Source organism: Sphingobacterium sp. SRCM116780, from assembly GCF_021442025.1.
GTDB lineage: Bacteria > Bacteroidota > Bacteroidia > Sphingobacteriales > Sphingobacteriaceae > Sphingobacterium.
Genome location: NZ_CP090446.1, coordinates 1,749,996 through 1,763,547 on the forward strand (window position 1 = coordinate 1,749,996; position 13,552 = coordinate 1,763,547).

General features: G+C 36.5%; 10 protein-coding genes. 4 read left to right on the forward strand and 6 right to left on the reverse strand.

Annotated features, from left to right (window positions below):
* The first annotated feature begins 7 nt into the window (after positions 1-7).
* From LZQ00_RS07680 to LZQ00_RS07695, 4 genes are all read left to right on the forward strand, one after another.
* A complete protein-coding gene (locus tag LZQ00_RS07680; protein WP_234514348.1) occupies positions 8-1,168 on the forward strand; it encodes an MFS transporter in 1,161 nt (386 codons plus the stop codon).
* Between the two features lie 695 nt (positions 1,169-1,863).
* Positions 1,864-4,992 (forward strand): SusC/RagA family TonB-linked outer membrane protein, encoded by a 3,129-nt coding sequence (locus LZQ00_RS07685; protein ID WP_234514353.1) that lies wholly within the window; start codon positions 1,864-1,866, stop codon positions 4,990-4,992.
* An 11-nt stretch (positions 4,993-5,003) separates the two neighbouring features.
* The gene (locus tag LZQ00_RS07690) at positions 5,004-6,959 is read left to right on the forward strand and encodes a RagB/SusD family nutrient uptake outer membrane protein (RefSeq protein WP_234514354.1); all 1,956 of its coding nucleotides are present in this window, start codon (positions 5,004-5,006) and stop codon (positions 6,957-6,959) included.
* Between the two features lie 30 nt (positions 6,960-6,989).
* Entirely contained in the window at positions 6,990-7,751 is a 762-nt protein-coding gene (locus LZQ00_RS07695) for a DUF3823 domain-containing protein (RefSeq protein WP_234514355.1), read from the forward strand.
* Positions 7,752-8,100: 349 nt separating this feature from the next.
* On the opposite strand, the gene LZQ00_RS07700 is transcribed toward LZQ00_RS07695, so the two are convergent.
* The 6 genes from LZQ00_RS07700 to LZQ00_RS07725 all read right to left on the reverse strand — a co-directional run bounded on the left by LZQ00_RS07700 (position 8,101) and on the right by LZQ00_RS07725 (position 13,406).
* Positions 8,101-8,829: a carboxymuconolactone decarboxylase family protein gene (locus tag LZQ00_RS07700; RefSeq protein WP_234514356.1), complete on the reverse strand. Its 729-nt coding sequence runs from the start codon at positions 8,827-8,829 to the stop codon at positions 8,101-8,103.
* A 5-nt stretch (positions 8,830-8,834) separates the two neighbouring features.
* On the reverse strand, positions 8,835-9,284 hold the full coding sequence (locus tag LZQ00_RS07705; protein ID WP_234514357.1) for a nuclear transport factor 2 family protein: 450 nt from the start codon (positions 9,282-9,284) through the stop codon (positions 8,835-8,837).
* 89 nt (positions 9,285-9,373) lie between these two features.
* On the reverse strand, positions 9,374-10,024 hold the full coding sequence (locus LZQ00_RS07710) for a flavodoxin (protein WP_234514358.1): 651 nt from the start codon (positions 10,022-10,024) through the stop codon (positions 9,374-9,376).
* 81 nt (positions 10,025-10,105) lie between these two features.
* Complete coding sequence (locus LZQ00_RS07715; protein ID WP_234514359.1) at positions 10,106-11,239, reverse strand: alpha/beta hydrolase; 1,134 nt, start codon at positions 11,237-11,239, stop codon at positions 10,106-10,108.
* Positions 11,240-11,312: 73 nt separating this feature from the next.
* A complete protein-coding gene (locus tag LZQ00_RS07720) occupies positions 11,313-12,164 on the reverse strand; it encodes an aldo/keto reductase (protein WP_234514360.1) in 852 nt (283 codons plus the stop codon).
* Positions 12,165-12,431: 267 nt separating this feature from the next.
* Positions 12,432-13,406: an NmrA/HSCARG family protein gene (locus tag LZQ00_RS07725; protein ID WP_234514361.1), complete on the reverse strand. Its 975-nt coding sequence runs from the start codon at positions 13,404-13,406 to the stop codon at positions 12,432-12,434.
* Positions 13,407-13,552: the final 146 nt, after the last annotated feature.

Here is a 13,552-nt window from a genome sequence, read left to right on the forward strand (position 1 = left end):
AAAAGATATGGAAAACAACGTAACTTACTCCAGAATACTCCCCCCAATACTGCTTAGCTTTTTTGTCATGGGCATGGTTGACATCGTAGGTGTCGCCACGAACTTCGTTAGTAAAGATTTTAATTTAGATGCATTCGCGGCTTCTGCGTTGCCAATGATGGTATTTTTATGGTTCGCCGTATTTTCAATACCAGCAGGTCTCCTTATGAATAAATATGGACAAAAAAACACGGTAGCATTTGCTATCGGAATAAATACCATCGCACTGATCTTACCATCATTGCACTATTCATTTCCCATTGTTCTCTTTGCTTTTGTTCTTTTAGGAATAAGTAATACCATTCTACAGGTAGCAATAAATCCGCTGGTAACAAATATTGTGAGCGATCAAAAGCTTGCAGGTATGCTTACTTTCGGTCAATTTACAAAAGCTATCGCTTCCTTTTTAGGTCCTATATTAGCAAGTTTTGCCGCATCATACTATGGAAATTGGAAGCTTGCATTGCTGACATACGCTTCCATATCAGCAGCTACTGGTTTTTACCTCATTATCACCCCTATAAAAGAAAAGATAATGAAAGTAGAGACATCTAGTTTTAGTAAAATAATTGGGCATTTAAATGACAGAAATATCGTGCTGCTTTTTATGGGCATACTGCTTCTCGTTGGCTTAGATGTCTCCATGAATACTTTCTCTGCACAACTCCTCATACAGAAATTAGGTATAGAAACTGGCAAAGCAGGATTAAGTTCAAGTTTGTACTTCGGTGCACGTATTGCTGGAGCATTTTTAGGATCCATACTGCTTTTACGCATACCGCCTGCAGGTTTTTTAAAAATTAATATGCTTACTGCCATCCTAGGGGTATGTTTACTCCTGTTCACGCACAAAGATTGGACAATATACCTAGGAATCATTATTATTGGGTTCTGCTGTGCAAACGTCTTTTCTATCTTATTTACCTTTGCACTTCAACTCAAACCGAATGATCAAAATGAAGTGTCATCGTTGATGATTATGGGGGTTGCTGGAGGAGCAATCATTCCACCAATATTGGGATTCATTGCACAAAAAACAACTATCACAGTTGGTTTCTCTCTCCTATTATTCCTCGTAATCTACCTGTTATTCATAGCTTTTAAGTTCTCACCTAAAAACAGGCAATAGTACCTTTTTGCTTGTATTTTCAGAAGAATACTTCCATTTCAAACCAATGGAAGTATTCTTCTGAAAATACTGATGATCAAGAAAAATTCTACACAGATAGATCAGATAATCGCTTCCTATCTGAAGGAAAAATGAAGATATTGGATAAATCAACTATTCAATACAATAAAACAAACTGGGATAACTGTCTCATCATTGGGTACGAATCAAGCTATTGCTATGGGTGCCTATGATTTTGCATTTCTTAAGATTGATCATAATTAACACCTACATCAGCAGTTTGTTTATACATACAAAAAAATTACCTTATCTAATCTAAAATTATCAACAAATCTTATTTTCATTAATAAAAACAATATTAACAGTGTTTTATGGTTAAAATTAGACTATAAACATAAGACAGTTGTGTGATTTTTTCATAAAAAACAAAAATCTACTAAATTTATTTTGATATAAAATACTTACAAACTATATTTGTATGAACATTTAATTGTTAAGAATAAATAACCAATAAAATAACCAATTAGAATAAACTCAAATCCTTGCATTCTGCTGTCTTTGGATTGAAGTATTAAGTAATAGTTGATGCATAACGACACCATATTATTCACCAAATAAATAAACCATAAAGCAATGAGTAACAAACACATTCACAAGAGATCTTATTTATTAATTCTCCTAAAACCTTTAAATAAATGCACAGAATAACAGTTATAACATTAATGCTGTTACTGTTGGTTACAGCATTATTTGGACAGGACAAACAACCTGTCACCATACGAGGTGTGGTAAAGGACACTAACGGACCGCTCAGGGGTGTTTCTATTCGTCAGAAAGATGGCAACAATAGCACAACCAGTAATGCCGATGGTCAATTCACTATTGCTCTTACAATTGGAAGTAAGCTTACTTTCCAATATGTGGGTTATACCCCACAAGAGCGTGTCATATCCAATGCTAGCAACATTGAAGTCATACTAGAACATGACAATAAAATGATTGAGGAAGTTATTGTCGTAGGATACGGTCAACAAAAGCAAAAAACATTAACAGGGGCTGTCTCTGCCATTAAGGGAAAAGAGATAACCACGACAAAGAATGAAAGTCTGCCGAATATGCTGACTGGAAAAATACCCGGATTGAGAGTTGTCCAAAATTCCGCCGAACCAGGCCAGTTTAATAATTCCATGGATATACGTGGTCTTGGAGCTCCTTTGATTATCGTTGATGGTGTCCCACGTAACAACATGGCTCGTCTTAATCCAGAAGATATAGAAAGTGTATCGGTATTAAAAGATGCCTCAGCTGCAATATACGGTGTCAATTCGGCGAATGGAGTAATTTTAATAACAACAAAAAAAGGAAAACCAGGTGAAATAGATCTGAGTTACTCGGGTAATTACCAATGGCAACGACCTTCCAATTTCCCTAAACTTGTGAATGCAGTCGATTGGATGACATTGTATAACGAACGTAGTTCGCACAATGTAGACAATTCAACGCGTCCCTATACACAAGAACAAATTGAAAAATACAGAAGTGGAGAATTAAAGAGCACGGATTGGGTCTCAGAAATATTTAGAGAAAGTGCACCACAGCAATCCCATACGCTTAATGCGTCTGGAGGGAGTGAAAAAATATCATTCTATTCCAGCTTAGGCATGCAGACTCAGGAAAGCTTTTTAAGAACCAATGCGATCGATTACAAAAAGTTTAATATACGTTCTAATCTGTCTGCCAAAATCACTGATAATTTGAAATTCGATATGAACCTTGCAGGAATTATGGATGAAAGAACATCTTCTGTATTCAGCGCTTCTGATATCATTCGATCAATGTGGCTTATGCAACCAATGGACAAAGTTTTCTATGATGATGCGAAAACAATGTACTGGCAACCATCCAATGGAGGACTTCAAAATCCAGCCGCAATGATGAATCGTGATCTAGTTGGTGGAAACGAGTATAAAAGTAAATGGTTTCAATCTAATTTTTCATTACGATATGATTTACCATTCCTAGAAGGAATGTATTTAAAAGGTTTATATAGTTACGATTACACCCTGAATGATAATAAGGAATATTCAAAAGCCTATAAACTCTATGATTCAGGGGGAAATCCAAAAACTTGGAATGCACAAAGCAATGCACCAAATAACGTAGCTAGGTATTTTTATGGTAAAGATGCCATGCTGTGGAATGTTCAATTAGGGTATGAAAAACAGTTTAAAGACCACTTCATATCGTCTACAGTTCTTTTTGAAGACACGCATCGTCAAGGTGATAATTTTTACGGCAATAGACAACTTGCGCTACCACTGGATCAAATTTTTGCAGGTATAACAGAAAAAATGCAAATGAACCAGAGTGTTAGCAGTGCCTCTCTGTATGATTACGCATATAATGCTTACATTGGACGATTAAGCTATAATTACAAAAGCAAATATCTTTCTGAATTTACGTATAGATATGAATCGTCTTCTCGTTTTTCTGGTCAATCCGGTTGGGCTGGCACACCTGCAGTAATGGCTGGTTGGTTATTATCTGAAGAGGACTTCTTTAAAAACTCTCCTTTAAATTTCATAAACTTACTGAAGATAAGAGCATCTTATGGTAGAATGTTGGATGATGCAGCAACAAATGAATATAACTTTTTAACAGGCTACTACTACCCTGCTGTAGGTGGTAGCAGTTCAGGTCTCCCTTCAGGATCTGTATTTGATGGCAGCTTCATTAATAGTTCCAGTGATAAAGGTATTGCGAACAAAGCCATTACTTGGTACAGATCTGACATGTTTAACCTAGGGTTAGATTTTGATGCTTGGAAAGGAAAACTAGGGGGTACATTGGAGTTATTTCAACGTAAAAGACAAGGACTTCTTGCTACGAGAAGTCAATCATTACCTGGTATAGTTGGTGCTAACCAACCGCAGGAAAACCTAAATAGTGATTTAACGAGAGGATTAGAGATCGAACTTCATCATGCCAATAAATGGAATGATGTGACTTATAGGATTTCTGGAAACATGTCGTATACAAGAGTAAAAACATTACATTTCGAACAAGCAAAAGCTGGAAACTCTTATTTAAACTGGCGCCAAAACAACAACCAACGCTATAATAATATCTGGTGGGGATACAGTGATAATGGCATACTAACCAACTGGGATCAACTCTATTACAATGAAACATATATTAATAGAGGCTCTACCCTTGGTGACTATCAGTACGAAGACTGGAATGGAGATGGAATGATCAGTGATCTGGACGTCCATCCATTGGCGACAAATGGAATGGTTCCTTTAATTAACTATGGTATCACACTCTCAGCGAGCTGGAAAGGCTTTGATTTTAATATGTTATGGCAGGGAGCTGGAAAGCGTTATTTTGCTGCTCGTGAGTTTCTATATCAACCACTATGGTCGGATACTAACGCCTTAACTCAATTTTTAAATAGATGGAGACCAGCAAATGCTGATGCGAGTCCTTATGATCCTTCTACAGAATGGATAACAGGTGACTATGCCTTTACTGGTACCAGCCCCAACTATAATTCCGAATTTAATATTCAAAACGCAGCCTATATTCGATTGAAATCACTAGAGCTTGGATATTCACTTCCTTCAAAATGGTTAAGTAAAGCAAATCTGAAGAATGTGAGAATCTATATGAACGCATATAACCTGCTAACGATTACAAAATTAAAACACATGGATCCCGAATTCTATTCTAACCCAGATCCAGCAAAAGGAGGTCTAGGAGATTATGGATATAACTATCCGTTAAATAAAACAATATCGGTCGGTTTAAATGTGAATTTTTAAATTTAACGAAGATGAAAACACGTCAATTTATTTATACAACACTCTTGTTGTTAACAACGGGCTGTACAAAACTAGATATTCCACCTAAAAATATTATAAGTGATCAGGAAATTTTTGGCACGAGTGAAGGGGTTTTGAGTTACGTAGCAAGGATGTACAGTACGCTCCCGATGGAAGATTTTAGGTACAATTTTGAAGCGAATGGATTGTTTAACAACAGTGGAACAAAATATAAACAACAATCTGCACTGACTGGTGAAGCCCTTGGAAGAGACACAAAAAGTGCTGAAGCCGAAAGTGCCACCTATTGGGATGCTGCTTACTCCGGAATCCGGACAACCAATATGCTGATAGAAACACTTCCGCAATACCAAAGTTCGCATTCGGAAGCAGATTCTAAAACTTTCATTGCTGAAGCTCATTTCATTCGGGCATTTATTTATTACTCGTTGGTAAAACGATACGGTGGAGTCCCTAAAGTAGATCATGTTATTGATTACCCAGCTTCTGTGACCTTAGAAGAAACCATGCTTCCACGAGCATCTGAAGAAGAGATTTGGGATTTCATCGGTGAGGATCTCGACTATGCAATAAACAATCTTCCAATAAACAATCAAAAAGGGAGAGCAACTAAATATGCAGCAGCAGCTTTTAAATCCAGGGTAATGTTGCATGCAGGGTCTATAGCAAAATATAACAAAATTGAAGAAGTAGACAATGGAAAAAGAATATGTGGAGTGCCTGCGGCTAGAGCAACAGGTTATTTTAAAGCGGCATATGATGCGAGCAAAATCTTAGATGAAACAAATAAGCATCGCCTTTATAAGGACGAATGGCTTGCAAATGATCCTACCGCACAAGCCAATAATTTCACAAGTATCTTCCTCAAAGATACCTATGAGAATATATTTGTCCGCTATTACAAGGATCCAGAAAGTTTACACAATTTTGATGATTCTTCTCAACCGATGCAAACTTCATCAGGAGGTAATAATTCCGAGCTTTGCCCAACTCTTGACTTCATCGAAATGTTTGATGGGATCGAAAAAGACGCGAATGGAAAATTTGTTTTTTTGGATGCCAACAATAAATACAAATTGTATACGTCTCCTTTGGATGCCTTTGCGAATGCAGAACCTCGACTGAAAGGAACAGTAATTCTTCCTATGTCTGAATACATGGGTAAAGTAATCGATATCCGTCGGGGTATCTGGACAGGATCCAGTCAAAATGGTATATCTCCATTAATGCCTGCTGGAAGTGTGGTAAATTATGCAAATGTATATAATGAAACCAGTTTACTTAAACTATCCAGTAATTTTGCTTTCAATAATGACCCGAATAATCAAGTTGTTTTAAAAGATGGAAGCAAAAAGAAAAGATCTGGAGAGAGTGGCATTGTATCTGGATGGGATTTTGGCAATATTTCTGGTTTTTATTTAAGAAAGTACTTAAATCCAGATCAAAAAGATAATAACGGTAATAAATCTAAGCAAAGTTGGATAGAGATACGCTATGCAGAAGTTTTACTCAATAGAGCTGAAGCTGCTTATGAATTATTATTAGCGGGTGCTGGAGGTGAAGAGTATCGACAAGAAGCATTTAACTGTATCAATCAAATAAGAGAACGAGCAGGTGCATTGTTATTAACCACTCCTGGGTCTCTTGATAATGTAGAAATTATCCGTAAAGAACGTAAAAAAGAACTGGCTTTTGAACACAAAACGTATTGGGATCTCAAGAGATGGAGAACGATGGATGTAGAACAAAATAATAAACGTTATAGAGTTCTATACCCTTTCTTTTCTACTGATGCTGACAAGTATTTTTTAGATTCCCGATATATGGAGTCGAAAGGACCTGGTGCCGATTATGTATTCAACTATGATAGTCGTAACTATTATCAAATGATTCCATCAGCAGAAATAACTAAGAACCCGAATTGCAAACAAAACCCAGGTTATTAGACATTTATTTATAAATCAGAATTTAGCAACATGAAAACATTAAAACTTCTTGCAAAAATATGTCTACTCCTATTTATTGCTATGGGTTGTAAGCAAGATGACTTCTCCCAGCCAAGTGAAACCTTCAAAGGGAAGTTTATCGAGAAAAACACAGGAAAGCCATTTCAGACTGCCATAGGAAATACTGGAATACGAATACGAATGATGGAGTATAGCTGGTCGGATAATCCACAACCATATGACTTCAATGGTAAAATGGATGGTACTTTTTATAACGATAAGATTTTTCCAGGCACTTATGGAGTAACTCCTTCTGGAGCATTCGTACCATTGGAAGAAGAACGCTTGGACATCAAAGGAACCATTGAAAAAGTATATGAAGTCGAACCCATACTACATGTAGACTGGATTGGAGAACCTGTTCTTAATGCAGATAGAACGGTAACATTTAAAGTCAAAATCACCTATGGAAGCAATGACGTTAAATACCGAACACCATTAGTAGAATCGAGATTATTTGTGAGCGAGAATCAATACGTTGGGGATTTCAGTTTTAGTCCGAATTATACCGTGATCTTAAATCCAGCTCAGATGGGGCTTACGGCTTCAACAATATTGGACAATGAAGGAATAATTTTGACCGTTACAACTTCGCAAGCGCATCAAGCTTTTCCGGATTATAGTAGAAAATTCTTTTTTAGATTTGGTGCCCGTTCACAAGTAGCCTTTGATGCCACCAATAGGTATAATTATACCGATATCAAGGAAGTACTCATCCCACAAAAAAACTAAAGTTTGGCTATCACCTGATATTCGAAGTCTTTAAATTAAAAGTACTAATCTTAAGATGATGAACGCTTTTGTGAAAGCCCAGCGAAAGTTGGGCTTTCATTTTTACGAGCTTTATAAGCTTCCTAAATAGATTCAAAGTCAGCAATTCTTGATCAAAAAGGTTTAATTCAGTTTTTTGGGTTATGGGATGGATACTCACTCTTCCTTTTTCATTTTTGCTAATGGCTCCTTCATATACTAAAGTATAGAGATTTGATCGATCCCTTTTTTGAGTGGACTATGAATTTGCCATATGAGTTACAGTTATTGAAATTGTTAATGCAAGTATCAATGATAACTTTTTCATATTTTATTTTTTACTTCTTGTTTTCAGGATTTCGTCCAATACTTTTTGAGCAGTCTTAGCTTCTTTTTTACCCACTGACTCTTTAATAATAGTAACAAATTGTTGTAGCTGACCTTCCGTTAAACCTACAGTCAAACAAATTTTCAAATGCGATTGTAACATGGGTTCCACCCCACCGATACCAGCAAGTACAGACACGGTTACCAATTCTCTTTGCACATAGCTCAATACATCTCTTTCAAAAATATCAGCAAATAGATGTTCTTTTAGAAATACTTCGATTGTAGGGGCAAATGCTGAATAGCCTGTTTGAGGTCCGTTTTGTGGAGCACCTAATAGTGTATCTAAAATAGCCTTACCTCTGTCGTATTTACTACGCTCATCTTTTATAGGAGAGACCTCTACTCCGATTTCATCCTGAATACCTTTGGTTTTACGTTCGTCCAATACAGTCATCAAGGTTTGCAATCCCCGAATGCTACGAGGAAATCCTGCATAGGCATAGACATGTATAATAGCTTCCTTAATTTGGTTAACGGTCAATCCCGCTTCAAAACCAGAAGTCAAGGCTGGCTTTAATTTTTGCAGATCACCTTTTCCTGTAAGTGCAGAAATACGAACAAATGCCTGTTGTTTAACACTTAAATTTTGTTCTGTATTAGTTTGGGCTCCTGCCATAGTAGAAACGATCATCACCATCATTAGTGTTATCGATTTTAAGAATATTTTCATCACTTCTATTTGCTTGCAGGAGGTGCCATTAGCTTAGTAAACGATAATGAGCCTAATTTCCAACTTCCATTCTGTTTAACATAGACTTCTGTCACCATAAATGGATTAGTCACTTCGTTTCCTCCTACAACAGCCAACAGATCAATTCTATTGAGAAGGATGGCCGTATTATCCAGTATATTGACAGATACCTCATGGATGTCTGCTTTCTTATACCAGATGCCTCCGCTTTTAATGATATTCATCTCCTGGTCTTTTCCCCAAGAACCTCCCATGTGAACAAACACGGATTTTTCGTGAAAAAGACTATCCAGAACAGTTGTGTTTTTATCAGCCATCCATTGCCATTTCTTCTTAGAAAGAGCAATGATTTCCTGATCTCCAGATGCATGCTGTGCAAAGGATCCTTGTGTAGCGATAAGGCTTAAAAAAAGTCCGAGAATTAATGTTTTCATCGTCATAATTGTTTTACAGATTTTGTAATAGGATAAGTTTTATTTTAAATACAAGAAAAAATAAACATATAATCATAAGATGATTTATGCTATTTAATAAACTTTAATTTCTTTAGCCAATTCTGGATATCGGTCTGCACCGATTTTTCTTTTTCCCCTTCCATGACGAACAAAACCCCGTCCCTTTCTATACCACCTTTCGTTGAATAACCTTCGAGGACTTTACTTTTCGGGCATAATTTCATTAGTGTTTCAAAGCTACTGCCAATCCCATAACCTGCGTTTGTATTAAAAGGGACAACTGTTTTTCCACTCAGATCATATTGGGTCAAAAAACTTTTCATGGGTGGTGGCAACTGCATTCCCCAGGTTGGAAAACCAACAAATACCACATCATATTTTTGGATATTGTCAATCGTTGTTTTTAAAGGTGGTAGAAAGCCTGTTTCATTTTCATTAGCCACTTGTGCGACTATTTGTTGATAGTTTTCAGGATAAGGTGTTTCCAGTTCTAATGCAACCATATCACCACCGACATGGTTGTGGATAATTTCTGCAACGGCTTTGGTATTTTTTGTACGTGACAGATAGACGATTAAGATTTTCTTATTCTGTAATGAATCACCTTTTTCTATTGTTGGATGGTCATTCACTATTTTTGGTTGTTCCGCACGAGAACAGGATGTTACTGTAAACAGGAATATGCATGACATGAACCAGTATATCGTTAATCTTTTCATCGCTTCTATCATTTATATATACAAATTTCTGCATACATCAGCATTTTTTTGGTATACCAATTACAGGAATTACTACCAATATTACTTATCCAGTTCTTTTTCCTTTAACCATTTTGATAATTCGTCAGCCACCTGAATATTGTTAAGGTCAGCAAAAGCAAAGTGCGTATTTCCCTTAATACCGACTTCCGGAAGGTGCACCACCGTTGCGTCTCCCCCATGTTTATTGATCGTTGCCGCCCAGATCCTTGCCATTTCAAGACCAGAACGCCAATGATCTTCGTTCCATACTTTGGTAGATTCCTTGGCGATATTATCACCATAATAAATAACAATTGGTATTTTGGTCAGTTTATTGAAATCAGCCACTGGTATTTCTACCCCTGTTAACGCTCCGAAAAGACCATTTGATTTTATTGCTGCAGGTAACTCTCCTTCAGGAAATACGAAACTACTATAAGGTTCATAAGCAACTACAGCTTTAACCTTATCGTTCTTTATTGCGGTTAGCCAACCTGGTCCACCTCCTTGCGAATGTGTAACTAAAATTCCTTCACCGATTTTATCAAATAATTGTGAAACTGCATCTGTAATAACTTTTGCATCAAAACTACCTGTATTGGGAGTCATCTGTCTGTAGAATTGTTCCAACGAAGCAGCATCTTTTGGAAACTGTACATTTTGAAAGTAGTCAGGATAATTACCAATTCGAAATTGTGTAAACCAAAACTGCTCATCTGGAGTTGGTGTTATAGTTGCTTCAACGGAGCTCTTTCCTGCATCGCCACGTCTGGGTTGATCAAGCAAATAAACAGCAAAATCACGTTTTAGAAAAATATTCTGAAAGCCTTCTCTTCCATCAGTCGTTGTTTCCCATGTCTTTTTAGACTGCCCAGCTCCATGCAGGAAAACCAAAGGAAGCTTATGAGCTTTTTCAGGAATTTGATAGAACGCATAAGCGTGATCACCATGAAAAGTTTGCCCTTGTGGTTTTAAAGCATTACTCAAATCAAATGTGCCCGTTTGAGTAGTTTTTGTACCACCAACCATAAAGCTTCCCTGTTCTTTAATAACCATAAGGTTACTATTATTATCTTTTATTGTAGAACAAGATGAAAAACATAGCATAATAGCAAACCATATAGAAGCATTTATCCCTATTGAAGGCATTTCAAAAGCCAGCCAAGCATTTCTGTTATAGTGTCTATTTCTCATTATAATTTAGTTTAACTGTTCTTCTTATATTCCTTTTGGTATCCTGTATTATTCATTAAATTCTTCAGCTATACTATCTAGCTAATTTTCTCTCGCTCAACCATTTTACCATTGCAGGATCTCGATGATCAAAGAACAAACTTGAACCCGTATCTAAGCTTGCTATAGCTTGCGAATCTTCGATAGAAAGCTGAAAATCGAAAATGTTAAAATTTTCAACCATTCTTTCTTTACGAACCGATTTCGGAATAGCAACAACATCTCTCTCAATTAACCAACGAAGAGTAACCTGTGCCACCGATTTATTATATTTTTTACCAATAGCGGATAATGTCTCATTATGAAATATGTTATTTTTCCCCTCTGCAAATGGACCCCATGATTGCATCTGCACCCTATTTTCTTGAAGAAATTTTTGCTGCTCTACCTGTTGATGAAACGGATGAGTTTCAATCTGGTTAACTGCAGGTGTAAAACCACTGTTTATGATCAGATCCAACATTCGATCGCAGTGAAAATTAGCGACACCTATAGCTTTAATTTTTCCTTCGTGATGTAATTCCTGCATGGCTTTCCATGAACCAAACACATCACCATAAGGTTGATGAATAAGATACAAATCCAGATAATCCAGTTGCAGTCTTTCTAAAGATCTTTGAAATGCAGCTTTTGTTTTTTCATAACCCGTATCCTGCACCCATAGTTTACTTGTGATGAACAAATCTGCTCTAGTAATACCACTATTTTTAATGCCATTACCTACAGCAGCCTCATTTAAGTAAGAAGCCGCAGTATCAATTAGTCTGTAACCCGTTTCAATAGCATCCATAACCGCTGTTTCACACTCTATTGCATCAGGTATTTGAAAAACACCAAATCCCAAGATGGGCATCTCTATTCCGTTGTTCAATGTAACCGTTCTCATTTCTTTCTTATTTTTTATGTTATACCAATAGAACCATAAATACAAAGTTCCGTTTTGATAGGGAATGAATTAGTATACAGATTACGGAATTTAATACCATTATTACTGTTCTATATTTACGAACAAATAATAAATGGCATTATTTCAATTATTACCCATTTCTGATTCCCTTGTATTCAAAAAAGAAAATAGATGAATGATAGATTTGAGGAGATTAGTATAAAATTTTGTCAACACTCATTTTAGCCCTAAAGATTTTAAAAATAATCAATAGGACAATTTTTGACCTTCCCAGCCCGTAGTCTGTAGAAATTGTTCCCATGTGAGACTATTTGGGTTTATTTGACGGCTCCATAGCAAGTCACGATCTTTACCAAAATAGCCATATTCAACAGCATATTCTGCCATTCCCAAAATCTCACGAACGAGCAACTCGTTTGAGCTAAAATCTGGGAAATGATGGAGCAAGTTTTCCTGTGTATATGCTGAACTATATACAGCCTTCTTGCCTGTTACTCTAATGAAAGTATCGACCATTTCCTGAGGCGATATCATATCACCAATTACTGGCAAGGATTTTCCTTTATATTGACTTGGATTCGAAAAGATCTCCAGAACAGCTGGACCTGTAGCAGTAAGTGGATCAACAAATGGTGCACGAAAATCCTGAGGTAAATAAATAGGGAATACAAGCGTATCACCCGTTAGATGGGGAGTGTAAAACTCCATAAGATTGGTATAGAAAAAAGCCATGTAAATAAAAGAACTTGTTATTGGAAGCGTTCGAATATATGCTTCAACTTTAGCCTTATCAGTAAAATGTGGAGCAAACTTTTTCCCTTCTGTAATTTTTTCTACATTTTCCAAACTGCTGAAGATAATGTGCTGTACCCCAGCATCAACTGCTGCATCTGCCAACTGTTTCCCCAATTCCATCTCGTGAGTTAATGGAGGTGCAATGTTTGGAGTCATCATGAAAACGCCATACGAATCACAAAATGCTTCCACAAAATCTTCTTTATATCCAAGATTAAGTGGTATATTCACAAGTTCAGCTCCCTGCTTAATCAAACGAAGTGCCTCTGGTGAATCAACTCGGCGAGTAATACCACGTACGCGATACTTCCCACTTTGTAGCAACGTACACGCAGCACTAAGCCCCTGTTTGCCTAAGACTCCGACGATAGTGATGAGTGGTTTATCACTATGCTCCATAGTTTTTTCTTTTGAATTAGATATCATTTTTTTATTGATTAAATGAAATTTGAACTATAATTATTATAGTTCAAAAGTATTTTTAGTCTTTTACATTTGCAATAACTATCCAAATAGATAGGTTTAAAAATTGCATAATAAAAACAGAATGAATTGGCAATTTTTTATAACTC

Bases quoted from the DNA above. Each gene is read 5' to 3' on its own strand.
- LZQ00_RS07680 (WP_234514348.1), top strand. From the start codon at position 8: ATGGAAAACAACGTAACTTACTCCAGAATACTCCCCCCAATACTGCTT.
- LZQ00_RS07685 (WP_234514353.1), top strand. From the start codon at position 1,864: ATGCACAGAATAACAGTTATAACATTAATGCTGTTACTGTTGGTTACA.
- LZQ00_RS07690 (WP_234514354.1), top strand. From the start codon at position 5,004: ATGAAAACACGTCAATTTATTTATACAACACTCTTGTTGTTAACAACG.
- LZQ00_RS07695 (WP_234514355.1), top strand. From the start codon at position 6,990: ATGAAAACATTAAAACTTCTTGCAAAAATATGTCTACTCCTATTTATT.
- LZQ00_RS07700 (WP_234514356.1), bottom strand. From the start codon at position 8,829: ATGAAAATATTCTTAAAATCGATAACACTAATGATGGTGATGATCGTT.
- LZQ00_RS07705 (WP_234514357.1), bottom strand. From the start codon at position 9,284: ATGAAAACATTAATTCTCGGACTTTTTTTAAGCCTTATCGCTACACAA.
- LZQ00_RS07710 (WP_234514358.1), bottom strand. From the start codon at position 10,024: ATGAAAAGATTAACGATATACTGGTTCATGTCATGCATATTCCTGTTT.
- LZQ00_RS07715 (WP_234514359.1), bottom strand. From the start codon at position 11,239: ATGAGAAATAGACACTATAACAGAAATGCTTGGCTGGCTTTTGAAATG.
- LZQ00_RS07720 (WP_234514360.1), bottom strand. From the start codon at position 12,164: ATGAGAACGGTTACATTGAACAACGGAATAGAGATGCCCATCTTGGGA.
- LZQ00_RS07725 (WP_234514361.1), bottom strand. From the start codon at position 13,406: ATGATATCTAATTCAAAAGAAAAAACTATGGAGCATAGTGATAAACCA.